17 protein-coding genes and 1 tRNA gene are annotated in these 24,307 nt (G+C 47.2%); 8 read left to right on the top strand and 10 right to left on the bottom strand.

Annotation, left to right across the window (positions count from 1 at the left end; all coding sequences use genetic code 11):
• The first annotated feature begins 622 nt into the window (after nucleotides 1–622).
• Complete coding sequence (locus tag B5F78_RS02545) at nucleotides 623–1,378, top strand: EFR1 family ferrodoxin (protein ID WP_022038743.1); 756 nt, start codon at nucleotides 623–625, stop codon at nucleotides 1,376–1,378.
• Here B5F78_RS02545 and B5F78_RS02540 read toward each other — a convergent pair.
• Nucleotides 1,362–2,630: a sensor histidine kinase gene (locus tag B5F78_RS02540; RefSeq protein ID WP_087251605.1), complete on the bottom strand. Its 1,269-nt coding sequence runs from the start codon at nucleotides 2,628–2,630 to the stop codon at nucleotides 1,362–1,364. The two genes, B5F78_RS02545 and B5F78_RS02540, sit on opposite strands and share 17 nt — an antisense overlap.
• Entirely contained in the window at nucleotides 2,627–3,994 is a 1,368-nt protein-coding gene (locus tag B5F78_RS02535) for a sigma-54-dependent transcriptional regulator (RefSeq protein WP_087405882.1), read from the bottom strand. The genes B5F78_RS02540 and B5F78_RS02535 overlap by 4 nt, the downstream gene beginning before the upstream one ends.
• Before the next feature lie 226 nt (nucleotides 3,995–4,220).
• On the opposite strand from B5F78_RS02535, the gene B5F78_RS02530 reads away from it, so the two are divergent.
• From B5F78_RS02530 to B5F78_RS02505, 6 genes are all read left to right on the top strand, one after another.
• Nucleotides 4,221–5,639, top strand: coding sequence for a TolC family protein (locus tag B5F78_RS02530; protein ID WP_239473461.1), 1,419 nt, complete (start codon nucleotides 4,221–4,223; stop codon nucleotides 5,637–5,639).
• 51 nt (nucleotides 5,640–5,690) lie between these two features.
• Entirely contained in the window at nucleotides 5,691–6,941 is a 1,251-nt protein-coding gene (locus B5F78_RS02525) for an efflux RND transporter periplasmic adaptor subunit (RefSeq protein WP_087405880.1), read from the top strand.
• Nucleotides 6,942–7,055: 114 nt separating this feature from the next.
• Nucleotides 7,056–9,428 (top strand): ABC transporter permease, encoded by a 2,373-nt coding sequence (locus B5F78_RS02520; protein WP_087405879.1) that lies wholly within the window; start codon nucleotides 7,056–7,058, stop codon nucleotides 9,426–9,428.
• Nucleotides 9,429–9,454: 26 nt separating this feature from the next.
• On the top strand, nucleotides 9,455–10,129 hold the full coding sequence (locus B5F78_RS02515; RefSeq protein ID WP_087405878.1) for an ABC transporter ATP-binding protein: 675 nt from the start codon (nucleotides 9,455–9,457) through the stop codon (nucleotides 10,127–10,129).
• Between the two features lie 113 nt (nucleotides 10,130–10,242).
• A complete protein-coding gene (locus tag B5F78_RS02510; RefSeq protein ID WP_087405877.1) occupies nucleotides 10,243–12,582 on the top strand; it encodes an ABC transporter permease in 2,340 nt (779 codons plus the stop codon).
• Nucleotides 12,583–12,628: 46 nt separating this feature from the next.
• On the top strand, nucleotides 12,629–14,506 hold the full coding sequence (locus B5F78_RS02505; RefSeq protein ID WP_087405876.1) for a TlpA family protein disulfide reductase: 1,878 nt from the start codon (nucleotides 12,629–12,631) through the stop codon (nucleotides 14,504–14,506).
• Between the two features lie 243 nt (nucleotides 14,507–14,749).
• On the opposite strand, the gene B5F78_RS02500 is transcribed toward B5F78_RS02505, so the two are convergent.
• The 5 genes from B5F78_RS02500 to B5F78_RS02480 all read right to left on the bottom strand — a co-directional run bounded on the left by B5F78_RS02500 (nucleotide 14,750) and on the right by B5F78_RS02480 (nucleotide 19,334).
• Nucleotides 14,750–15,628, bottom strand: coding sequence for a DNA/RNA non-specific endonuclease (locus B5F78_RS02500; RefSeq protein ID WP_087250168.1), 879 nt, complete (start codon nucleotides 15,626–15,628; stop codon nucleotides 14,750–14,752).
• Between the two features lies 1 nt (nucleotide 15,629).
• The gene (locus B5F78_RS02495) at nucleotides 15,630–16,088 is read right to left on the bottom strand and encodes a threonyl/alanyl tRNA synthetase SAD (RefSeq protein WP_022038756.1); all 459 of its coding nucleotides are present in this window, start codon (nucleotides 16,086–16,088) and stop codon (nucleotides 15,630–15,632) included.
• Nucleotides 16,089–16,208: 120 nt separating this feature from the next.
• On the bottom strand, nucleotides 16,209–17,606 hold the full coding sequence (locus B5F78_RS02490; protein WP_022038757.1) for a cytochrome c peroxidase: 1,398 nt from the start codon (nucleotides 17,604–17,606) through the stop codon (nucleotides 16,209–16,211).
• A 103-nt stretch (nucleotides 17,607–17,709) separates the two neighbouring features.
• A complete protein-coding gene (gene ccsA, locus B5F78_RS02485) occupies nucleotides 17,710–18,489 on the bottom strand; it encodes a cytochrome c biogenesis protein CcsA (RefSeq protein WP_087210062.1) in 780 nt (259 codons plus the stop codon).
• Nucleotides 18,483–19,334 (bottom strand): cytochrome c biogenesis protein ResB, encoded by an 852-nt coding sequence (locus B5F78_RS02480; protein WP_087250174.1) that lies wholly within the window; start codon nucleotides 19,332–19,334, stop codon nucleotides 18,483–18,485. Before B5F78_RS02480 ends, ccsA begins: the two co-directional genes overlap by 7 nt.
• A gap of 325 nt (nucleotides 19,335–19,659) precedes the next feature.
• Here B5F78_RS02480 and B5F78_RS02475 point away from each other — a divergent pair.
• Nucleotides 19,660–19,732: transfer RNA gene (locus tag B5F78_RS02475), tRNA-Phe, on the top strand.
• Nucleotides 19,733–19,874: 142 nt separating this feature from the next.
• On the opposite strand, the gene B5F78_RS02470 is transcribed toward B5F78_RS02475, so the two are convergent.
• The 3 genes from B5F78_RS02470 to B5F78_RS02460 form a co-directional block, all read right to left on the bottom strand.
• Nucleotides 19,875–20,081: a hypothetical protein gene (locus B5F78_RS02470; RefSeq protein WP_162608466.1), complete on the bottom strand. Its 207-nt coding sequence runs from the start codon at nucleotides 20,079–20,081 to the stop codon at nucleotides 19,875–19,877.
• 103 nt (nucleotides 20,082–20,184) lie between these two features.
• Entirely contained in the window at nucleotides 20,185–22,224 is a 2,040-nt protein-coding gene (locus tag B5F78_RS02465) for a M13 family metallopeptidase (protein ID WP_022038761.1), read from the bottom strand.
• 93 nt (nucleotides 22,225–22,317) lie between these two features.
• Nucleotides 22,318–24,255: an ABC-F family ATP-binding cassette domain-containing protein gene (locus B5F78_RS02460; protein WP_087405874.1), complete on the bottom strand. Its 1,938-nt coding sequence runs from the start codon at nucleotides 24,253–24,255 to the stop codon at nucleotides 22,318–22,320.
• Nucleotides 24,256–24,307 lie beyond the last annotated feature (52 nt).

The raw sequence follows: 24,307 nt of genomic DNA, 5'->3' as shown, positions 1-24,307 counted from the left end.
AAAATAGGAACCGCCGTATGCCGAACGGCACGTACGGTGGTGTGAGAGGTCGGTAAACATGAAAATAGGAGATAAACACCTATGATTAGTGTTTACCTCCTACTCGATTGGACATAGAGGCACAGAGACGCTGAGAAATAAATAGAGACGAAGTTCTGGATGTATTAATATGTAGTAGAGGCGTCACAATGTGACGTTTTTACTGGAATAGATTAAATCGTACCTCGTAAATCGAATAATAGTAAATAAATAATGGATTTATTTGGCAGACTCAGATAAAAGCATTATATTTGTCATACAAAAATGGAGCCGTACTTGCAGAATCGGGAAACTCATCAAATAATATGAAATACCGAGACTACGCTTCATCCTCCAATGGCGGGCCACGCCTTCGGGTAGCATTTATGCCGGTGGATTACAAAGGAGGTGGGCACTCAAATCCTGTCTATCGGAGTTTCGTCACGCCTCGGGTACGGCTCTTCTTTTTTAGGAAAACGAAGAATCTTGTTAGTCACTGTAAACAAACAGGCAAGGTTCTTCGTTTTTTTGTTTATATCATGCCGCTCGCTGTATGGATTGTGTGGCATTTCGCAAGAAGTATAATTGTCAATTATTAATTGTTATGTTGCTTTATTTTTCAGGAACGGGCAATTCCCGTTGGGTTGCAAACTTATTAGGAAAGTTATTGGATGAACGTGTTTATGCTCTGTTGGATATATGGGGTGACGAACTGTTATTGGATTTAGAGGAAGAGGAGGCATTAGGATTTGTTTTTCCTGTGTATGCATGGGGACCTCCCGCACTGGTAAGTGGTTTCCTTTCGAAGGTGCGCGCCAATAAAATTCCTTCTTATGTGTATTTTGTCTGTACTTGTGGCGATGATACGGGTAAGACTGCCGATATTTTCGCACGTGCCGTGCAGGAGAAAGGTTGGACCAGCCCTGCTGGTTTTTCGGTGATTATGCCTGAAACGTATGTCTGTTTGCCGGGATTTGACGTAGACCCTAAAGATAAAGAACAGAAGAAACTTCGTGAGGCAGTGGGCAGGATAGAAGATATAGCCCGCTATGTTGCCGCGCGTGCGGATAAGGTAGATTGTAAGGAAGGCAGGTTTCCATGGATCAAGTCTTATTTGATTCGTCCTTTGTTCAATCGGTTCATGACTTCTGCCAAAAGTTTTCATGTGACAGATGCTTGCATATCATGTGGAAAATGTGTTACAGCCTGCCCCTTACACAATGTTCGGTTAGAAAAAAAACATCCGGTGTGGGGACAGAATTGTGCGATGTGTCTTTCCTGTTATCACCATTGTCCCAAGCATGCCATCGAGTACGGCCGTATGACAAAACATAAAGGGCAGTTTACATTGGAAAGGTAAGTGTAAATTCACTGCCTTTGTCAGGTTCCGAAGTAACGGCTATCTGGCCCCGATGTAATACGATGATTTGTTTGCACAATGCCAGCCCGATGCCAGAACCTCCCGGTTTGGTGGTAAAGAAAGGGACGAAGATGCGTTCTGTTACTTCGGGAAGCATACCTTCTCCATTGTCGGAAATGATGAACTTCCATTTTTCATCGTCTATGTGTGCATATATGTTGATGTGTGCTGACGGGTTGTCGCAGCAAGCCTCCTGCGCATTTTTGATAAGGTTGATGAATACTTGTTCCATTTGTCCGCGGTCGGCTTTCCAAGGTGTTTCGCAATCAGGGCAATGGAATGTGATGCGCGTGTCGGCAAACAGTTGTTTCAAGTCTTCAAAGAAATCATTTACCCGGATATTGTTTTTTACCGGCGGAGCGATTTTGGTCAGTTTTCGGTAGTTTTCTACAAATTCCAGTAAACCTTTACTTCTTCGTTGGATAATTTGCAGTCCTTGTTGCATCAGGGTGTCTGTCGAGGTGGGTGAGTATGTCTGGCAGCGTTCGTTCAAGGTGTCAGCCAGTGAGATTATGGGAGTGATGGAGTTCATGATTTCATGGGTCAATACCCGGATAAGTTTTTGCCAGGCTTCCATTTCGGTATGTTCCAGTGCTGTATGTATATTCTTCAGGCTTACCAGCCAGTAGGCTTTTCCTTTCAGTTGGATGTGAGTGGCAGATACCGAAAGCTCTGTCGGTACAACAGAATGGGGCAGTTGGACCACGGCTTGTCTGCTACGGATAGCCGAAAGTATTTCTTGGGGTAGTTTGTTACGGTTGCCCAACAGTTGCTGTGCCGGTTTATTCATCCATTCAATTCTTCCGTCCGAATGGCAGACAATGACCGCTGTATCTACCTGGTTCAACAGATTTTCGTAGTACAGATGTTTGGTCTCTTCTTCGTTCAGGTGTGTGCGGATATTCTTAAGGGCGGTCGACATATCGGTTGCCAGTTGTTGCATCGTAGGATTGTTGAACGGTGCACACATCAGTTGAGACAAGTCATTGTTTTTCATACATTCTACAATCCGTTGCATCATGCGGATTTGTCGGTTTTGTGTTCGGTAGAGACTGATGCATATACCGGTGAGCAGAACTATACAGGCTGTGGCGCAGAACCACAGGTGCTGTGTTACAGCAAATGCGCCAGCTATGGCAAATAGGGTAATGCTGCCTACGTGTACGGCTAAAGAATAAGTATAGTTTTTCATAATCCGAGTTTTTCCAGTTTCCGGTAAAGGGTGAAGCGGGTAATGCCCAACAGTTCTGCCGCACGGCTCATATTTCCGCAGCTGGTTTTCAATGCTTGTTCGATGGCTTTGCGCTCCAGCTTTTCCAGATTCAGTTCCTGTATGTTTTCGTTATCGTTTCCTGCCGTAGTATGTGGAAAGAAGAAGTCATTGGGGCGTAACAGGTTGTTTTCGCTGAGGATGACAGCCCGTTCCAGTGTATGTTGCAGTTCGCGTACATTGCCGGGCCAATTGTATTTCAATAACTTGTTCTTGGCTTCCCGGGTCAGTCCCTTGGCTTCTTTGTGATATTTCCGGTTGTATTTGGTCAGGAAGTGTTCTGCCAGCAGCAGGATGTCTTCGCCTCTTTCCCGCAAGGGAGGGATGCGCAGCTCGATGGTGTTGATGCGGTAAAGCAGGTCTTGGCGGAAACTGCCTTCTGTTACCCTTTTGTGCAGGTCGGCATTGGTGGCGCAAATCAACCGTACATCTATCTGAATGGGTTCGATGGCACCCAGCCGTGTGATGCGTTTCTTTTCGATGGCGGTCAACAGCCGTGCCTGCATGGGGAGTGACAGATTTCCGATTTCGTCCAAAAAGAGTGTGCCTCCCGAAGCTATCTCCATCCGCCCGGGTTTAGATTTCCGTGCATCGGTAAATGCACCTTTTTCGTAACCGAAGAGTTCGCTTTCGAACAGTTGTTCGGGGATGCTTCCTAAGTCAATAGTGACGAATGCTGCCTCTTGCCGGGGGGAAAAGTGTTTCAGCATTCGTGCTACCAGGTCTTTGCCCGTACCGTTTTCACCCAATATCAGGATGTTGGCATCGGTATCCGAGAGCTTGAAAATGGTTTCTTTTACCTTTTGCATGGCTGGTGAATTTCCGATTAGTTCCGGCAAATCATCATTTCCTTTCAGGGCAAGCACCTGTTCTTGCAACCTGCCTACTTCTTTGCGTGACTGGCTGAGTTTGAGAGCGGAAGAAAGCGTGGCAAGCAGCTTTTCCTTTTCCCATGGCTTTGAAATGAAATCGGTGGCTCCTGCCTTGATGGCTCTTACTGCTTTGTCGGTATCGGCATAGGCTGTCATAAAGACTACCACCGCTTGCGGGTCTATGCGCAAAATCTGTTCCAGGCAGTCGAATCCTTCTTGTCCGCTGATGGCATCGCGGCGGAAGTTCATATCCAGCAAGATAACATCCGGTTGGAAAGTGGCCATGAAATGCCCGATGCGTGCTGGCTGGGTGGTTACCTTTATTTTTTCTGTATAAGGTTCCAGGAGCAGGTTCAGTGCGAACAGCACGTCTTCGTTGTCATCGATAATCAGTATTTTACCTTTGGGTTCCATAGTCTTTAGTTTGCTTCTCTGCAAAGATACGCATTTTCAGCTTGTGCTGTATGTGCGCTTTCGCACAAAATATGTGTGCTTCCGCACAGGGTTTGCCGAGGTGATGATTGGTAAATTTGTTGATAGATAGATGCTTATGTTTGTGGCATGGATTTTGATTGTTATTTTCAGAATCATTTTGTGCAGTAATATGAAACGATTGATAGGAATATTTTGCTTGTTGGTTATGGGATGGACAGGAGCAGAAGCCGAGCGTTTAAGTCTGGACGATGCTATCCGGATGGCGCAGGCACATTCGCCGGAAGCGCAGGCGGCACAGCATACTTATCGTGCTGCCTATTGGAGCTACCGTTCTTTCCGTGCCAATTATTTGCCGGAAGTCAGTCTTACTTCTACACCTTACCTCAACCGCCAAATCAACCGTGTGACCCAACCTGATGGTACGGAACAGTTTCTTCGGCAAAATCAGTTGAGCACAGATGTAAGCCTGTCGGTCAGTCAGAATATATGGTTTACGGGAGGTAATTTGTTTTTGCAGACGTCGGCACAGCGTATGGATGAATTCGGTGACCATACCGAAGCATACAATACTCAGCCTGTCACGATTGGTTATCAGCAGTCGCTTTTCGGATACAATTCACTGAAGTGGGACCGTCGTATCGAACCGGTACGTTTCCGTGAAGCCAGAAAGTCGTACGCCGAAACACTGGAGCTGATAGCTTTGAGGGCTTGCGAATTGTTTTTCGACCTTGCCACGGCACAGGCCAATCTGGATATCGCCCGTGCCAATTATGCTTCGGCAGACACACTTTACCGTTATGCACGCGGACGGTATAATATAGGTAATATTACCGAAAACGAGATGTTACAGCTGGAAGTGAACAAGTTGACCGAAGAGACTAATATGATGCAGGCTAGTATTGAAGTGGAAGATGCGATGTTGACTTTTCGCTCTTTTTTAGGTATCCGGGAAGACGAGCCGATAGAAGTATTCCCGGCAGATAGCGTGACGGCTTTCGAAGTACCACTTGACCAAGCCTTGGAAAAAGCTTTTGCCCATAGTCCCGACATCGAAATGTATCAGCGGCTGAAGTTGGAAAGCCGTAGCCGGTTGGCTTCTGCCCGTGCCAACCGCGGATTGAAAGCCGACCTGTATGTGCAATTCGGGCTTTCGCAGACAGCAGATAATTTGCGGGCGTCTTATCGTAATCCACTTGACCAGCAATATGTCAGTCTGTCGGTAGTGATTCCTATTCTTGACTGGGGACGTGGCAAAGGTCAGGTACGGGTAGCGAAATCGAATATCGAGCTGGTTGATACGCAAGTAGAGCAGGGATTGACCGATTTTGAACTGAACGTGCGGAAAATGGTGAGGCAGTTCAACCTGCAGGCGCGGCAGGTACAAGTGGCGGCACGTACCGATGAAACGGCACGCAGGCGTTACGAAGTGGCTCTTCGCTTGTATCTGATGGGAAAGTCTACCATCCTCGACCTGAATGCAGCGACCACCGAAAAAGATACGGCACGCCGCAATCACATTGAGGCATTGAAAACCTATTGGACGCTTTATTATGGTTTGCGCAGCATGACGCAATACGATTTCGAACGCAATTGTCCGCTTGCGGAGAATTTGCCGGAAATATAGGAAATCTGTGGTGAGACCCCAACTGTTCATTATTAACTATTAACTGAAGACATGGATATAAAATTAGAGAAAAAGCCCTGGTACGTGCGTTATCGCTATCGCATAGCGGCAGGGGCGGTGCTGGTTGCCGGACTTGTTTACGTGGCTGCGCTTGCTTCCGGACCGCAGAAGTTGCGTATAGATACCGAATCGGTGCAACTGGCGGAAGTGAAGAACGATGATTTTATGGAATATGTGGATGTGGAAGGAGTGGTGCACCCCATATTGACATTGATGGTCAACGTGCGCGAGAGTGGGAATGTGGAGCGCATAGTGGCGGAAGAAGGAAGCCTGATGAAGCAGGGCGACACCATCCTGACCTTGACCAATCCCGACTTGATGCGCGACTTGGAAGACCAGCGGGACGAGTGGGAGAAGCAACGCATCTCTTACGAGGAAAAGGCGATAGAAATGGAGCAGAAGACATTGACACTGAAGCAACAGGCATTGGAGGCGGAATACGAACTGAACAAAATCCGCAAGAGTTTCGCCTTGGAAGAGGAAGAATATAAGATGGGCATCCGCAGCAAGGCGCAGCTGGAAGTGTCCGCCGATGAATATCGTTATAAAACAGAGTCTACACGGCTGAAATTGCAAAGCCTGCAAAGCGATTCGGCGATGACGGTTATCCGCAAGGAACTGCTCCGCAACGACCGTGAGCGGGAGCGGAAGAAATGGGAGCGTTCGTTACAGCGGAGGGATAACCTTGTAGTATGTGCGCCTGCCGATGGGCAGTTGAGTTTTGTGAAGGTCACGCCCGGACAGCAGGTGAGTTCGGGTGAGAATATCGCCGAAGTGAAGGTAATGGATCAGTTCAAGATACGCACGGCATTAAGCGAGTATTACATCGACCGTGTCACCACCGGTCTGCCCGCTTCGGTCACTTATCAAGGTAAACGTTATCCGCTCCGGGTAACCAAGGTGGTGCCCGAGGTGAAAGAGCGTACCTTCGATGTGGATTTGGTGTTTACCGGGGAGATGCCCGACAATGTGCGCCTTGGGAAGAGCTACCGGGTGCAAATCGAGCTGGGGCAACCCGAAAAGGCAATCGTGATTCCGCGTGGCAATTTCTACCAGCAGACGGGAGGCAACTGGATATTCAAGCTGAACGCCGACCGCACCAAGGCGGTGAAGGTGCCCATCACCATCAGTAGGCAGAATCCTCGCCAATATGAAATAACTGAAGGTTTGCAGCCCGGAGATTGGGTTATTACCACAGGATATGATAACTTTGGCGATGCGGAAGAATTAATACTGAGATGATGGTTTCACCACAGATAACACAGATTAAAAAATTAATTATTCATCATGAACTATACAGATAATAATTTATCTAATCTGTGTAATCTGTGGTGAAAAAAACAAACGAAATAGCTTATGACAACACTTTATTATTTGAAAATGTCGGTACGCTTTTTGACGCGTGCCCGTTCGTACACGATAATTAACTTGCTGGGGCTGGCGTTCAGCCTGGCTTGCAGCATCATCTTGCTGCGCTACATCCACCGCGAACTTACGGTGGACGCTAATTGTATTCATCCGGAGACGGTGGTGCTGCCGCTGGCAGACGTTTATAGCAATTGGTGTCCCAGTGCCAGAATGTATATGGACTCGGTTTATCTTGCCGACGAACAGGTGACAGAGCGTTGTCTGATTGTTCCCAATGAGCGTACACATATTGTGTATGAGAACCGCACTTACAATGCCGATATATTGGCAGTAGATTCTACTTTCTTCCGTTTCTTCGCTTATCCGGTAGTGATGGGAACTACTACGATGCAAGGCAATCAGGGGGCTGTCCTTACCCGCAAGTTTGCAGAACAACTGTTCGGACGGGAGAATCCTCTTGGGAAAGTGCTGGTTTATGATGACATATCTGTAGTCGTGCAAGGAGTGGTGGATAGCCCTTCCAATAAAACTGTTTGGCGATTCGATGTGTTGGTTTCCAGTGGTTTGCAGGATTGGAACCGGATGAATATTGAAATGGTCCGTGTATTGCCTGGCATTGATTTGGATGCAATAAACAAAGTGAGTGGTGTTTATCGCGATACGAAATATTCCGGTCCTATGCGTTACCGGTTTATTCCTTGGAAACAGTTTTATTTCGACCCTTCCATTATTGCGGAAAAATCATTGATGAACCACGGCGACAGGTCTTACTTGCTGATTTTATCAGGAGTGATAGTCTTGTTGTTGGCGGTAGGCATCCTGAATTTTATCAACCTCTATATGGTGATGCTGATGAAGCGTTCACGCGAATATGGCATCAAGAAGGTGTTGGGACTGGGGCGTTCTTCACTATTTGTGGAAATCTGGCTGGAAAACTTCGTGCTGGTCTTTGCCTCGCTCTTCGTGGCATGGGTGCTGATAGAGGTTACGGCGGTTCCGGTAGAGCGTTTGTTGGGCGAGCAGATTGGTTATACACCGTTCGACGGCTGGTTGTCGTTAGGCATTCTGATAGTCTTGCCTTTGCTCACTTCGGTTTATCCTTACATCAAGTATGGTTATCGTTCGCCTGTTATTTCCATGCGCAATGTGTTAGTACGTTATTCCGTAGCTTCACGTGCGGTGTTGCTGGGTGTCCAGTATGTCTTTACGGTGGTACTTGTGGTCTTGTCGGTTTATTTCAGCCGTCATTTCGATTTCCTTATCAATACGCCTCCGGGGTTCCGTACGGAAAGGATATTAGAAGCTGATTTGCAGAAAGAAAACTGGAATAATAGATATACGGACGAGCAGAGGAAAACACGTAACGAACGTATCGAAAGGATTCGGAAAGCATTGGACGAATGTCCGTATATTGATTCGTGGATATGCAGTTCGTTTGATGAAATCACTTCCGAATTTCAAGTGAACTTTTTCAATGAGAAGGATAAGAAGGTATCGGTGAAGGCATTGTTTGTTCCTGCCGCTTTTTTTAATTTTTACGGATTGAAGGTACTTGATGGCACTTTGCCGGATGAGATACATGACGTAACTCATAGCGAGATAGCATTGAACGAGGAAGCTATGAAAATATTTGGTTATGCCGATAGGGAAGAAGCGTTTATCAGGGCTGAGTCTCCTATATGGATGTTTTTTGGAGCTGATGGTAGTGTAAAAAAGGGTGGATTGGAATTGATGCCCGTCGTAGCGGTAATAGCCGATTGTTATTTCGGTAAGTTGACCGGTGGCGTACAGCCCATTGTTTATATCATAAGTGGAGGATACGAAAGTGGTAAGCTTTCCATCGCCGTGCAGCCGGGCAAGGAAAGAGAGCTGCTTGCCTACCTGCGCCGCACGGTGAAGGAAATTTATGGGACTGAAGAGTTCGACCATGCCTGGCTGGCGGATGTGGTGGAAGAGCAGTATGCCCACGACCGCAAGATAGCTACGGTCTATTCGGTATTCGCCTTTATCGCCATCGTGGTGTCGTGCATGGGGCTGTTCGGTATTTCGCTTTTTGATATCCGCAGGCGATATCGAGAAATTGCCATCCGCAAGGTGAACGGTGCAACTCTGCGTGACCTTTATTGGCTGCTGGGTGGCAGATACTTGAAAGTTTTGCTGGTATCGTTTGTTGTAGCTGTTCCATTAGCTTGGGTGATACTCTACAAATATACCGAAGATTTTGTATTGAAGGCTCCACTAAGTCCGTGGATATTCATCGTTGCCTTGCTGTTGGTTGCAGTGATTTCTTTGGGCACACTTTGGTGGCAGGTGAACAAGGCAGCCCGCATCAATCCGGCGGATGTGATGAAGGCGGAATAAAATAAGCATTTATTAAAAACAAGAATATGATTAAGACAGTAAATTTACAGAAGGTTTTCCGCACTGAAGAGGTGGAGACCTGGGCTTTGAACAATGTAAGCATTGAAGTAAAAGAAGGCGAGTTTGTAGCCATTATGGGTCCTTCGGGATGCGGCAAGTCTACGTTGCTGAACATCTTGGGGTTGCTCGACAATCCTACGGGAGGTGAGTATTACTTGAACGGGAAGGAAGTGTCGAAGTACACCGAAGCGCAGCGCACGTCCATTCGCAAGGGAATCATCGGTTTTGTATTTCAGAGTTTCAACTTGATAGATGAACTGAATGTGTACGAGAACATCGAATTGCCTTTGCTTTACATGGGTGTTCCGGCTTCCGAACGTAAGCGGAAGGTGGAGGAAGCTATGGAAAGGATGGCGATAGCCCACCGTTCGAAACATTTCCCGCAACAGCTTTCAGGAGGGCAGCAGCAGCGTGTGGCGATAGCCCGTGCGGTAGTTTCCAATCCGAAGATGATACTTGCCGACGAGCCGACCGGTAACCTGGATTCGAAGAACGGAAAGGAAGTGATGAGCCTGTTGACCGACTTGAACAAGGAAGGCACCACCATCGTGATGGTGACCCACTCGCAACACGATGCCGGTTATGCCGGACGTATTATCCGTCTGTTCGACGGGCAGGTGGTAACGGAAGTGGCGTTATGATGGTATATGTTGGTTAAAAACGCAGATTAACGCAGATTTTCGCAGAATTTGAATATGGGTGAAAGTTTGTGTTAATCTGCAGGAATTTGAGCTCAATTGATTAGTTGATTCTTATGTCTTATTATCAGTTATTGCGGTTGATTGTACGAGGCTGGTGGCGCAACAAGTTGTTTACTGTGGTAGCATGGGGCAGTTTGGTCATTGGCATCTTGTGCGTTTCTTTGTTGGGAGCTTTTGTATTGCATGAGTATCGTGCCGATAAAGTGATTCCTGACGGAGAACGTATCTTACGCCTGACTCAACAGGTGCCAATGGGAGAGCAGGCAGCGACTACTTTTATATATGGACCGGATGTGCCGCAAATCGTGTCTGCTTTTCCCGAAATAGAAACTTCTACCCGTGTGTCGAAACGTAGTAAAGTTTCGGTTGTATATCGGGATGAGACGTTTTCAATAGAACGGTTTATGCTGGCAGATTCAACGTTTCTTGACTTCTTTCCTTTGGAGGCGGTGCAAGGCAGTTGGCAAGAAGTACAAGTACAACCGGATGCGGTTGCTTTGGAAGAAAAGACGGCGTTGCGGATATTTGGCTCATCGGATTGCTTGGGAGAATCCCTTGCCATGACTGTTGACGGAGATGTTCGTCCGATGGTTGTGAAGGTGGTGTTCCGCAATCCGGCGCAGGCTTTATTGTCTGTAGGTGCTTTGAGTCTGTCGGCAGGTTCTGATGACGGAGAAGCTTGTTTCATCAAGTTGCGTGAAGGGACAGACTTGGATAAATTTCGGCAGAAGTTTGCGGAAACTCTTCTTCCTACGGTATTGGGTAAAGGTCATTTGGATACACGAACTTTACACGAGTCTTATTTTGATACCAGTGTGCAGGACCTTGTTTTGCGGCATCGTTCGCTTGTCATTCTGGTTATTGGAGGAGTCGTGGCATTGCTTGTATTGTTAGTCGCTTGTTTCAATTACCTCAATTTAGGGCTTACCCGTTTGTTGGACCGGATGCGTATGTTGCATATTGAGGTTTTTGCCGGTGCGTCGCGGAAAGACATTTATCGCCAGTTGTTTTTAGATACGTGCCTGATGATTGGGCTGGCGTTCATTTGTTCTTTTTTGCTGATGAATGACCTGTTGCCTTTGTTCAACCGGTTGATGGATGTCGAGTTGACGATGGGGTACATACTGTCTTATCAAGTATTGCCTTGGTTGTTGTTGGGAGGTATTGTCCTTGCGGGGATTCCTGCCTTTTTCATCAGCCGGAAGTTGCAGTCGCTTACCGAAAGCGAGTATCGTTGGTTCTATCAGGGTAAGATAAGACGTTTGCTGGTGTCTTGCTTTCAGGGAGGACAGTTTGTCGTGACCTTGGTTTTATTCAGTGTGTTTTTGATTATTCATAGCCAGTTGGAACTGATAAAGAAAGACAACCTGCGGTTTGAGGGAGTAATTGATGTGTATGTAGAAAAGGATTGGGGACCTCCTGTTTCTGCGTGGATGGAAGAAGCAAGGCATTGGCAAGGAGTAAAGGAGGTGACCTTGTCCGAAACAGGGCTTTTTGAAGAATCAATGGCCATTATCGGAAAATCGGGAAATCCGGAAGACATTGTTTGGATAGATATGGTTTCGTGCCGGAAAGACTTTTTGGACTTTTATCGGCTGGAACTGATAGACTCGGAACAGACCGCTCGTTTGCTTCCTGCTACCGCCTATCCCGTTGTGGTGAACGAAACATTTGTGAAGAAGTTTGTTCCTGATGGCATCAATCCGATTGGTGAACAGGTGTCCAAATACCTTCCCGATGAACCGTTGTTCGATAACCGGACTATCGTAGGGGTAGTGCGTGATTTCAGGAAAAGGTCGTTATCCGAATCGGTTTGGCCGTTGTTTATCAGCCTGAACGATGTATCGTCTGCCGATGTGCAAACACTTTCGGTAAGGGTAGAGGAGGGCAGGAAAGCGGAAGTCTTGAAACAGTTGAGACGGAAATGGGAAGAGGTTTATCCCGACCGGACGTTTGTATATCAGGATATAGGAGGTATATTGGAAGAAGCCAATCGGGATGTCGTGATGTTGACGGATATCCTGTCTTTGTATGCGGCAATCAGTTTGTTGCTGACTTTTTCTGGTTTGTTCAGTTTGGTGCGTTATACCGTCCGTCTGCGTCAACGTGAAATAGCCTTGCGGAAGATACATGGAGCTTCTTTGGGACAAATACAATGGATATTATCTTGCTCGTATGTAGCGGGGGTGGCAATTGCCTTCCTGATAGCCGTGCCTTTGGTGTATGCTTGCATGCTACCGTGGCTGGAGCATTTCCGTTATTATGTTCCCATCTCCATTTCACATTTCGTGATGCCGCTGGCAATTACGGCTGGAATCACCTTCCTTACCGTGTGGCTAATCGGTTATAAGGTTGCGAAAATGAATCCTGCTGAAGTCATCAAGCGGGAATAACCGATTTTATGCGTATATTTGTTACATTATTCAATAAAAACAGCTTATGAAAAACAGTACATTTGTTGCATCGGCTTTATCAGCCTTGATGCTGGCGGCTTGCCAGACAGGACCTAAAGTCGTAGAGAACCCACTGATTGAGAGTGCCAACAGCATGACACTTGATATCGCGAAAGTAGAACTGACCGACACCGCTACGGTGTTGCATGTGGATGCGTATTTCCGGCCGCATTATTGGATTCGCATCGATTCGAAAACTTATCTGCGGGCAGAAGGTAAAAACTATGCTTTGACTGATGCACAAGGTATTACACCCGATTCGCTCTTCTGGATGCCTGAGTCGGGAGAGGCTTCGTTTGTACTTTCTTTCCAGCCGTTGCCCAAACGGACAAAGTCTTTCGACTTCATCGAATCGGATTGTGCCGACTGCTTTAAGCTGTTTGGCATAGACCTGACCGGGAAGAAGAGTTATGATACTCCTGAAGGCATTCCTGCCGAAGCTTTGCAGATAGACGGGAATGCAACCATGCCTGCACCTGTCTTTAAGAGTGGGGAAACGACGGTTGAAGTCCATTTGCTTCATCACCGGAAAGAACTGGGAAAGGAACAGGCTATGTATGTCAACACTTTGACAGGCGGGCAAGAGGAATATACGGCAGCCATTGATTCGGTAACCGGAGTAGTGACATTCAAATTTAGCCAATATGGTCTGGCTGAGGCTTTGTTCCCGATGGCTGGTTCGGTATTGCTTGCTCCCGGCGAACATGTCACGGTGTATATAGACCAGCGGTTCAGTGGCCAACGTATCGTTGCCAGTCGAAAAGGTTCGGAAATACAGTCGTTCCGGACATTGTATGCAGATGGTACGTATGCCAATCTTAATAACCTGGTTAATAGCCGGACGGATTGGCCCGCATGGTCAATGAATCTGTATAGCGGCAAGTTTGGGGATTACAAGATGAGTGCGGAAGCGTATGAAACGTATGTGGTAAATCGGTATAAGGAGTTGTCGGATAGCATTGCGTCGGATAGCCTGCCATCTTTGATGAAAGAATGGATGCTGTTGTCCTTGAAAGGCGAAGCAGTTGTGGCTATGATGGATGGAGACCGGGGACGTGAGTTCAATTACCGCTACTTGCATAACGACTGGGACAGGCGGAATCCCGTGAAAGGAATCGACCCGATGAAGCCTGAAAGCATCTTAGGGCTTACCAAGTTATTCGATATAAACGACCCGCAACTGTTAATGGGGGCACGAAGCTCTGATTATATCGGTAGTGTGGCGTATGCGGATGAAGCTTGGATAAAAGCTGCCGGCATTCAGACCGGACTGGTACCTTCGTTACGGAAGTTTATTCCGCTTGTCGGGAAAGCACAGGCTGGGACGTTGACCGAAGCCGATATGAAAGTATTCGGTGCGGAAGACAATCCGTTTTATGCGGATGCATTGAGAGCGATGCAGCAAGAGACGTTAGCCCAATTAGAAGCTGTAAAGGATAAGGCGGTTGTTGAGCGGACTCCCGATGTACCGGTTGAGAAGTTGTTCGATGCCATTGTATCTCCCTATAAGGGCAAGGTGGTGTTGGTAGATTTTTGGAATACGTGGTGCGGTCCCTGCCGTGCGGCTATCAAGGCTACCGAGCCGCTGAAAGATACGGAACTGAAGAATGATAATCTGGTTTGGATTTACATTGCCAATGAGACATCGCCCATTGTTAAATACAAGACCATGATTCCTGATATCAAAGGCAAGCATTTCCGCCTGAACGATAAGCAGTGGGAGTATCTCGCCAAAAAGTTCAAGATAGACGGCATTCCTTCGTACGTATTGGTGGATAAAGACGGATCGTACCGTTTACGTAACGATTTGCGCGACCACGATTTGTTGTGCAAGACATTGGCAGAGAAAAGCCAGTCTGAATAATAAATCGGTGTAAAGAGTTGTATCTGGCGGAAAATGATGTAAAGGGAGTTCCGCAAAGTACCGGTAGATACTTGTTAAGAAACGAATATATACTTCATTTGCCGATGAAGTATATATTCGTTTGCAGTTTCAGTATATATGAAACTGCTTTCGGAGATATCTTCGTTTTTCAATCCTGCTTACTGGCAGCATGCAGCATTGTCACTTATTTTCTGTGCAATCTGTGGTGAAAGCAAAATGCCATTAGAAAGCAATGCCTTCGGGCACGATGCTTTCAATGCGGTTCTCCACTTCGTCGGGCACTTTGGAAAAGAAATCCAGTCCGGTTTCTTCTTCTACCTGGTCTACCTTGACCATATAGTTTTTCAGATTCTGGTGATGTGCTTTGTTTTCGAACAGGAAGCCCATGGCAATGGGGTTTTTCCGGTTGTAGATGAGCACGACTTTAAAGAAACGGTCGGGTACAGCCACCTGGTGCTTTCCGATTCGTTTGGGTGAAGAAGTGTCGTAGATGGGACCGCAGGCGATGTATACGGTGCCGTATTTCTTTGCCCATTTGCGGCAACTCTCTTCCAGGTCGCCCCAGTCATCGCGGTTTAGTTTGCGGTTTTGCGGGCAGATGTTGCTCATGTAGAACGATTCTTTCATTGCCTGTTTGCTCCATTTCATGTCGGCTGCCGGGGCCATGTGTCCGCGGTCGTAGCCCGAATGGGTGTAGTCGGAGGTCTCCACGCGAGGTTCAGGCAGACTGGGGTCGGGCAGGAACTGATTGGTGCGTCCTTCTTCTCCCGTCGTTTCCTGGCGCGTAAGTTCCCATGCCACCCAGTTGGGGGTTTTATAATGATGGTTGTAAGACACGGTATATCCGGTATGGGTGATGATGGTTTCGTCTCGCTGGCGGATGGTTTTCGGTATCTCCAGTTGTAAGGAGTATCTGCCATCTGGCGCTTTGGCATTTGTGTTTTCAGTGACACTTGCTTTATCCGTCAGTGTTCTGATTGTTTCGGAGCTGAATATTTTTCCATCGTTCTGGTAGAGGTAAAGAGCTCCGATAATGATTGCTGCCAGCAGGATAAAGCCTTTCAGTCCTCCTCCTGCTTGTTTTTTACGTTTTTTTGCCATATTACAGAAGTTTGAAACGCATCCGGAAGATGCCGTCTTTATAGTCGTGGCTGATGATTTTGAACATACCTATTTCGGATGTGTTGGCTACGTGCAGTCCGATGCAAAGGCATTCATCGTAATCGCCCACTTTCACAATGCGTACGGTGTCCGAAGCTCCTTCGGGCAGGCGTTTCAGGTCGAATCGTTCCTTGGCTTCTTGCTGGGTGATGAATTCGGTAGTGATGGGCAGGTGCCGGGCTATGACTTCGTTTACGGTTGTTTCGATGTGGGTTATTTCTTCATCGGTCGGGGCTTGTGGCAGGGCAAAGTCGAGTTTGCTTTTCTTGCGTTCAATGTGTGCCGATACGGCTCGGCCGCATCCGAAGAGGTTGACCATGGTACGGTTTACGATGTGTTCGCACGTGTGCATGGGCGGATATTCCGTCTTGTTGTGTTCGTTCAGTTGAGGTTGTTCCATAATTCTTTTTTTGCGTGGTGTATTTTTTGGGTGCATCATGACACACAGATTACCCGGATAGCATAAAAAATGTCAGTCTGCGTTATCTGTGTGTCATTAAAATGCACAAATAAATTATAATTACTTGTTCATGTTGCTGTTGGTCAATGTCTTGCCTTCGTATTCACCGGTCAGTGCATTGAGGAAAGCTTCTATTTTTTGTGCTTCTTCGGGCGATAGTTCTTGTCCTACCTGGTATTTTGCCATCATGGTAATTGCCTGGTTAAGTGTTTCTACACTTCCGTCGTGGTAATACGGATAGGTCAGTGCCACGTTGCGCAAGGTTGGTGTCTTGAAGCGGTATCGGTCTCGTTCTACCTTGGTTTGTGCCCATCGTCCGTTGTCTCCATCTGTCAGTCCCGACTTTTGGGTCAGTTCCCGGTCTTCAAAGTAGTTGGCGCGTTGTCCCATCAGTTCATAACTCAGCCCACCCATGCTGGCACCGGCATGGCATGTGGCGCAGCTATATTGCTTGAACAGGTTATAGCCTGCTATCTGTTCGTCGGTCATGGCAGACTTTTCACCTTTCAGATAGCGGTCGAAAGCCGAATTGGGTGTTACCAGCGTTTTTTCGAATTCGCTGATGGCGTCAGTGATGGTGGCTTGGCTCAGCCCTTCGGGATAAACCTTTATGAAGTCTTTTACGAACGCTTTGTCTTCGGAAAGTCGTGCTACGATTTCATCGAATGACTGGCATCCCATTTCTACGGGGTTCAAGGGAGGTCCTCCGGCTTGTTCTGCCAATGTCTCAGCACGTCCGTCCCAGAACTGTGCGAAATTGAAGCAGGCATTATATACCGTCGGGGCATTTACTCCGCCCAGCTGTCCTTTGATACCTTCCGAGTAGCGTTTGTTGTCTACTCCGGCGGTGTTCAGGCCGTGACAGGTAGCACACGAAACGGTTCCATCGGCAGAGAGCCGTGTGTCGTGATAGAGCAGTTTGCCTAAAGCTGCCTTTTGCGGATGATAAGCGATGCTGTCGGGCAGAGGACGTACGGGTTCGTTGACAAATTCGGGTGCTGCCAGCGGGTTGTGGAAATACCTGGCACGGATGCTTTTGATAGCTGCCAGCATCCGGTCGCGCTTTTCAGGGGTGATGGACGAGCCCCAATGTACGAGGTAATACTCTTTCATCGGCATGGAACCGTCGATGATGCATTGCTCTACTTTGTTGAGGTCTACTTCATTGGGTACCGATTCGTCTTTCATGGTGCGCATGAAAGGCAGGATGTCGAATGTGGCATAACCTTCTTGCACATGCTTGTTTATCATTCCTTTGATGACAGGGAAGTGGGCATAGAAAGGCAAATCCGGTGCCATTGAATGGCAGGAGGCGCATCCGCCGTCTGTCAACACTTGGACCACTTGCTCGTTTGCCGTTAAACTGGCAGACGGAGCATTGTTTACAGCTCGGTAGATGACGGCGAGCAGGGCTATTACCGCCACCACGGTTAAAACAATGATTGAACTTTTTTTCATGTCGTTTTTTTATGTTATTGAGTTTTTATATTTATGGGTTGTTTCCTATAGGGTAACTATTTTGTTATTCACGGGACACAGCTGGCAATCTGTTATGCTTTTGTCAAGTATATACGTGCATACTGTTTTGTGCCGAGGGCAGGTAGTTGACACCATACCAACACATCTGCATGCACAGGAAGCCGGTTGCCAATAACAGGACGTTCCACTTCTGGTGCCGGGGCTTGCCATAGAGACGGAGGTGAAGGTAAAGCAGATAGATGCTCCATGTGACGGCGGCCCATGTTTCTTTCGGGTCCCAACTCCAGAAATATCCCCATGCTTCTTTTGCCCATAGGGCACCGCTTAGCATGCCGAAGGTCAAGAAGGCCAGCCCGATACATGTCAGACGGTCGATGGTGGGTTGATAGCGGCCGGTATGTTTTATCACACCTGCCAGGGCAAGCAGGAAGGCACAGCCGAACACGGCATAGGCAAAGATGTAGACTGTTACGTGGGGCACGAACCAGTAACTTTGCAAGGCAGGCATCAGTGAGCGGTCGTGCTGTTCGGGGTTCATCAGATTCATGATGACGAATACAAGGGTGAGTAGGGTGGAAAGGGGAAGTATCCACCTGTAGTGCCAACGTCGGTAGGTAAGCAAGCCGCATAGCATCAGGAAGAAAGAATACCACAATCGGGTTTCTCCTTGGGTACGGAGCGGCGGACGTTGCAACGAAATCCAAAAGCAAATAATGAAGGCTGCATAGATACACAGTCCGGTACAGGTCAAGGCGAAAGCTTTCTTGCTGAATTCCGTGCTACGGAATGCCGCGAAGGCACCTCCCACCCATAGCAGTGTTGCACTAAGGGCAAATCCGATAAATTCGTCCCATGTCAGCATGTTTCATCACCTCCTTTCTTTGGCAGGGCAGGTATCCCTTGTGTAAATAAGAGTACGCAACCAGCTATCAGCATCCAGATTCCTGTCCATAAAGCATACTTCCAAGGCTCTTTCACCAGTTGCAACACGCAATAATGTGGTTGTTCGTTTGCCGGTACGTGTTCGTAATCTGTCAGGTAAAGATTGTCCGTCCACGAAAGTGTGTAAGGGTGATTTACTTTCAAGGTAGCACTTTTGTCTCCTATGATTACTTGGGCATTGTAGCTTTGTGGGGTTCCATCGGGATGATAGGCTATATCGAATGTCTGCAACTGCATGGAATCTTTCAGCAAAATGCTTTTTCCGTGTCTGTCGAATGCTTGCCGGGTCGGTTGGTCTTTGGTGACCAGTATCCTCCATTCATGTGTGTCGGCACTTCCCGCCATTCCACCTCCTAATGCAAGTAGCAGTCCGATGTGGGTCAAGGCAAAGCGCAGCTTGTGTGCCCGTTTTCTGCACATGCCCCGGTAAATGACGATGAGCAGGTGGGCAAGTAAGGCAATGAGGGTGAATACCGTCCACCATGAATCGGGGGTCAGTAACGTACCGAGGCCCATCAGCAGGCATGAAACAAAGGTTATCCCCAATAACAAGAATGTGGTGGCAGGTGCTGATAAAACCAGATAGCCAGCCGACTGAGGTTTTTCTTTGTGAAGAATCCACAGGCTTGTCACCCCCAATAGCAGAAGGGCGGCATTTACAGGGAAGGCGAAGAATGCTATCTGGCATTTACCGAATGTCAGCTGGCAACCGAGTGCCACGGCGAAGTATGTACCCCAATATCGATATAACGTCGCTTTTTTCATAAATCCGTCTGGCTTTATTTGTTCCGATGCAAAAGTACATATTAATGTAATAGGTTCTTTCTTTGCCGATGATTTATTTTAACGGATATCTGCCAATATCCCATGTAGGGGCGTATGCGATATGCCCTCTACCATGTGTCATATACAAAATGCTCAATTAGTACCGCAGGAAGCATAGACAGTTTCTTAGAATCTGTCGTTTAAGGTATATTTTGAAGTATTTTTCTAGTTGAAGAAAAAATTTTTTGCCGAAAATTTGTTGTGAAAGAAAAAAAGACTTACCTTTGCACCGCAATCAGGAAAATAACGGTTGCAAGACCAAGTTGGTGCCATAGCTCAGTTGGTAGAGCAAAGGACTGAAAATCCTTGTGTCACTGGTTCGATTCCCGTTGGCACCACATGATAATTGGAGAGTTACAGGTGATGTAACTCTTTTTTTTATGCTCTTTTTGAGGCTGAGTGACCCCCTTAAACAGGAAATTAAATCAAATAAAAAGCTCCCTATCATTATCCGTATTCTGAATAATGATAGGGAGTTTTTTATTGTGCGATGAAGGTTGTTGCAGATGGAATGTTCTTAGAAGCTGTTTTGAATTTCTCCAAAAAGTTTTTCTTGGCTTGATGTATCTGTTTTCGTGTGTGCTTTGGGCGATTTTTTGGTCCTTTCCGCTCCTGTTCTTCGTCAGATAGCCCGCTATCTTCCTCATCACAGAAGCGAAAATGCCTCAAAAACTCATCCCAAATCATCGCACGATAAATTCAAAACAGCTTCTTATGACGGATCAGTCTGAAGAACCAATACTGAAGAATCTGCTTGTTTTTATATTATTCATCGACATATATGGATTCTTTACCAAATGTTCACGCGTTTTTCCGGAGCTACGTAAAGTGGATCGTTCGGAGTGATGTTGAAAGCATCATACCAAGCCTGGATATGAGGCAGGGCACCGTTTACACGCCATTCGCCCAACGAGTGAGGATCGCTCTTGGTATATACACGAATCTGTTCGTCGCGGATGTTTCCTGCCCATAACGTAGCATAGGCAATGAAGAAACGTTGTGCAGGTGTAAAGCCGTTTTTATCTTCCAATGGGGCATCTTTTGTGGCGTTTTGGAATGCCAGGTATGCGATGTTCAAACCTCCGTGGTCGGCAAGGTTTTCACCCAAGGTGAGCTGGCCGTTTCCGTGTAATCCCGGAAGTACTTCGATGTTGTTGAAGAAGTCCACCATTACTTGTGCACGTTCTTTGAAGCGGTCGGCATCTCCTGCTGCCCACCAGTCTTTCAGATTGCCTTCCTTGTCGAACTGACGTCCTTGATCATCGAATCCGTGAGTCATTTCGTGTCCGATTACTACGCCGATAGCACCGTAGTTGGCAGCATCATCGGCTTCCATGTTAAAGAATGGTGGTTGAAGGATTGCTGCCGGGAAGCAGATTTCGTTAGTAGAGGGATTGTAGTAAGCATTGACAGTTTGCGGTGTCATCAGCCATTCATCGCGGTCGACTGGTTTTCCCAAACGGGATATCATGTCGTTGAAGCCCCAGGCAGCAGCACGGCATACGTTTGCCCAATACGAGTCTTTCTGGATTTCAAGTGCTGAATAGTCTTTCCACTTGTCGGGATAACCCACTTTCACGCGGAAAGCATCCAGTTTTTCATGGGCACGCATTTTGGTGCTGTCGCTCATCCATTCTTGTGCATCGATGCGCTGTCCCAGTGCTGTTTGCAGGTTTTTTACGAGGTTGACCATACGTTCCTTGGCTGCAGCGGGGAAATATTTTTCGACATACATTTCGCCTACCAGTTCACCCAATAAACCATCGACGCTATTAACGGCACGTTTCCAGCGTGGTTGATTGGCTTGTCGTCCGGACATCACTTTACCATAGAAGTCGAAGCGTGCAGTCACGAAATCATCACTCAATGTGGGAGCTGCAGCGTCAAGCAGGTTGTATTCCAAGTATGAAATGCTTTTGGAGAGCGGCAGGGTATTGATGAGCTTCGCTACTTCCTGAATGGGTTCTATTTGTTCTACGTTCAGTTCGGCAGGTGCTTCGATACCCAAAGCTTTCATAAAGGCATCCCAGTCAATGCCGGAAATCTGCTTCTTGAGTTCGGCATATGTCATTTTGTGGTAATTGGCTTCGGGGTCACGCAGTTCGGTTGCACTTTTCGATACTTTGGCAATGGCAGTTTCTATTTCCATTACGTCTGCCACCTTCTGTTGTGCATCGGTTTCAGTAAATCCGGCAAGGGTGAAAAGTTTTGCAATGTATTTTTTATATTGCTCGCGGATGTTTTGGGTGATGCTGTCATTGTCGAGGTAATATTCTTTTTCGCCCAAGTTGATGCCGCCTTGTCCCATCTGGAAGATGTTCAGCACACTGTTTTTGGGATCGGCATAAACGTAGTAGCTGAAGAAAGTGCCTATACCTGCTGTACGTCGCATCTCGACTGCCATCGGGATGACCTGGCTTTTGTCAGTAAGTGCGGCTATTTTTTCAAGCATAGGTTTCACTGGTTCGCATCCTTGCTTGTTCAGTGTCACACTGTCCATTGCCATATTATAAAGGTCACCGATTTTCTGTGCGGCGGTTCCAGGTTCGTTTTGTTTGGCTGCAAGTTCTTCAATCAGCCCGCGCAGCTGCTTCTGATTGTTTTCTGCCAGTTGGTCGAATGTGCCGTAGCGTGAATATTCAGCGGTTAGCGGGTGTGCGTCATTCCATCCTCCGCAGGCATAACGGAAGAAATCGGTACCGGCGGATACGGTAGTGTCCATATTCGCCAAATCAATGCCCGAAGTGTTCGTGGCATTCTTTTGTCCGGTGCAGCCGGCCATTGCCAGTGTGGCAAAAGCGGCTACTGCTACATAATGTTTTGTTTTCATATTGCTATTTTGTTTAAAAACTTAGTTTTGTCTTTATCATTACGAGTAAAAGAATTATGGGGGTGTTTTCCCTGTCAAGTGTAGGTTGAGAATTTATTTCAGTTCTTCCAGTTCAAGTGAAATGGTTTCCCATTCGGTCTCCGCTGCGGCTATCTGCTCTTTCAGTTTCTGATGTTCCTGGTAGAGTGACATGTCGGCTGCACCTTCGGGTGTTGCCATACGGTTTTCGAGTGCCGACACCTGCTGTTCCATTTTTTCGATAGATGTTTCCAGTTCTGCTACCTGTTTTTCCAGCTTGCGTATCTTGCGTGTTTGTTCTCGTTGGGCTTCGTAAGAAAGTTTGCCTTCACTGGGAGGGTCTTTTTCTTCCTTTTTCTTTACACCTTCGGCTGTAGATGCGGAGAGATGAAGTTCATTCAGATTTTCTATTTTTTTCTTCTGTAAGAAATCGTATATGCCGCCGATGTGTTCTTTCACCAGTCCTCCGCCGAATTCGTAGACTTTGGTCACCAGTCCGTCGAGAAACTCACGGTCGTGCGAAACGACTATCACAGTGCCGTCGAATTCGCGTATGGCTTCTTTGAGTACATCTTTCGAGCGCATATCAAGGTGGTTGGTAGGTTCGTCGAGAATAAGCAGGTTGACCGGTTCGAGCAAGAGGCGTATCATTGCCAACCGGCTTCTTTCTCCTCCCGAAAGCACTTTTACTTTTTTGTCGGAAGCTTCGCCTCCGAACATAAATGCGCCCAGGATATCGCGTATCTTCAGGCGTATGTCTCCTTTTGCCACGCGGTCGATGGTATCGAATACGGTCAGGTTCTCGTCAAGTAGTTGTGCCTGGTTTTGGGCAAAATAGCCGATTTGCACGTTGTGTCCGATGGTGAGTTTTCCTTCATAGGGTATTTCGTCCATGATGCACTTGACGAGTGTGGATTTTCCTTCGCCGTTCTTGCCCACGAATGCTATTTTTTCACCTCGATGGATGGTAAGGTTCACATCGTGGAATACCACATGGGAACCGTACGCTTTCTTCAGGTTTTCGCATATCACGGGATAATTGCCCGAGCGGATGGCGGGTGGGAACTTGAGGTGTAAGGATGAGTTGTCTTCTTCGTCCACTTCGACAGGTACGATTTTTTCGAGTTGCTTGATGCGGCTCTGCACCTGTACAGCCTTAGTCGCCTTATAACGGAAACGTTCAATGAAGTCTTCAGTGTCTTTTATTTCTTTCTGTTGGTTTTCGTAGGCACGGAGTTGCTGTTCACGTCGTTCTTTGCGGAGGACAACGAACTGGTCGTAAGGTACCCGATAATCATAGATATGTCCGCACGATATTTCGATAGTGCGATTGGTGACATTGTTGATGAAAGCCCGGTCATGGCTGACCAGTACTACGGCTCCCGGTTCCATTTTCAAGAATCCTTCCAGCCACTGAATGCTCTCGATGTCAAGATGATTGGTAGGCTCGTCAAGCAGAAGCACGTCTGGATGGCGCAAAAGCAGTTTGGCAAGCTCGATGCGCATACGCCATCCTCCGCTGAACTCACTGGTAGGACGGTCGAAATCAGAACGGGCAAAGCCCAAGCCCACCAAGGTGCGTTCCAGCTCAGCCTGGTAATTATTGCCTCCCATCATTTGAAAACGTTCGTTTTCGTGTGTAAAACGGTCTATCAGTCCGTGATAGTCTGGCGAGTCATAATCGGTACGGTCTGAAAGTTCCTGGTTCATCTGTTCCAGGTGTTTTTTCATTTCGAAGATATGTTCGAATGCCATTTCTGCTTCGGCACGTACCGTACGTGTATCGCTCAGCACCATAACCTGGGGCAGATAACCGATGGTAACTCCGCGCTGTACCGCTACTGTGCCTTCGGTGGGACGTTGCATGCCGGCAAGTATTTTCAATAAGGTAGACTTGCCTGCACCGTTCTTGCCTACTAGGGCAATGCGGTCTTTCTTGTTGATAACAAACGATACATCTTTGAACAATGGAGTTACTCCGAATTCCACTTTCAAACCTTCTATAGAAATCATATAAATGCCTAGTCCTTTAGTTCTTGAGTTTGTAAGTCCTTAAGTCTTTTCG

The sequence above is a fragment of the Bacteroides sp. An279 genome (assembly GCF_002159615.1).
Lineage (GTDB): Bacteria > Bacteroidota > Bacteroidia > Bacteroidales > Bacteroidaceae > Phocaeicola > Phocaeicola intestinalis.
This window is presented reverse-complemented; position numbering and strand designations above follow the sequence as displayed.

Excerpts from the sequence above, each read along its gene's own strand:
- B5F78_RS02545 (WP_022038743.1), top strand. The coding sequence starts at position 623 with ATGTTGCTTTATTTTTCAGGAACGGGCAATTCCCGTTGGGTTGCAAAC.
- B5F78_RS02540 (WP_087251605.1), bottom strand. The coding sequence starts at position 2,630 with ATGAAAAACTATACTTATTCTTTAGCCGTACACGTAGGCAGCATTACC.
- B5F78_RS02535 (WP_087405882.1), bottom strand. The coding sequence starts at position 3,994 with ATGGAACCCAAAGGTAAAATACTGATTATCGATGACAACGAAGACGTG.
- B5F78_RS02530 (WP_239473461.1), top strand. The coding sequence starts at position 4,221 with ATGGGATGGACAGGAGCAGAAGCCGAGCGTTTAAGTCTGGACGATGCT.
- B5F78_RS02525 (WP_087405880.1), top strand. The coding sequence starts at position 5,691 with ATGGATATAAAATTAGAGAAAAAGCCCTGGTACGTGCGTTATCGCTAT.
- B5F78_RS02520 (WP_087405879.1), top strand. The coding sequence starts at position 7,056 with ATGACAACACTTTATTATTTGAAAATGTCGGTACGCTTTTTGACGCGT.
- B5F78_RS02515 (WP_087405878.1), top strand. The coding sequence starts at position 9,455 with ATGATTAAGACAGTAAATTTACAGAAGGTTTTCCGCACTGAAGAGGTG.
- B5F78_RS02510 (WP_087405877.1), top strand. The coding sequence starts at position 10,243 with ATGTCTTATTATCAGTTATTGCGGTTGATTGTACGAGGCTGGTGGCGC.
- B5F78_RS02505 (WP_087405876.1), top strand. The coding sequence starts at position 12,629 with ATGAAAAACAGTACATTTGTTGCATCGGCTTTATCAGCCTTGATGCTG.
- B5F78_RS02500 (WP_087250168.1), bottom strand. The coding sequence starts at position 15,628 with ATGGCAAAAAAACGTAAAAAACAAGCAGGAGGAGGACTGAAAGGCTTT.
- B5F78_RS02495 (WP_022038756.1), bottom strand. The coding sequence starts at position 16,088 with ATGGAACAACCTCAACTGAACGAACACAACAAGACGGAATATCCGCCC.
- B5F78_RS02490 (WP_022038757.1), bottom strand. The coding sequence starts at position 17,606 with ATGAAAAAAAGTTCAATCATTGTTTTAACCGTGGTGGCGGTAATAGCC.
- ccsA (WP_087210062.1), bottom strand. The coding sequence starts at position 18,489 with ATGCTGACATGGGACGAATTTATCGGATTTGCCCTTAGTGCAACACTG.
- B5F78_RS02480 (WP_087250174.1), bottom strand. The coding sequence starts at position 19,334 with ATGAAAAAAGCGACGTTATATCGATATTGGGGTACATACTTCGCCGTG.
- B5F78_RS02470 (WP_162608466.1), bottom strand. The coding sequence starts at position 20,081 with ATGATTTGGGATGAGTTTTTGAGGCATTTTCGCTTCTGTGATGAGGAA.
- B5F78_RS02465 (WP_022038761.1), bottom strand. The coding sequence starts at position 22,224 with ATGAAAACAAAACATTATGTAGCAGTAGCCGCTTTTGCCACACTGGCA.
- B5F78_RS02460 (WP_087405874.1), bottom strand. The coding sequence starts at position 24,255 with ATGATTTCTATAGAAGGTTTGAAAGTGGAATTCGGAGTAACTCCATTG.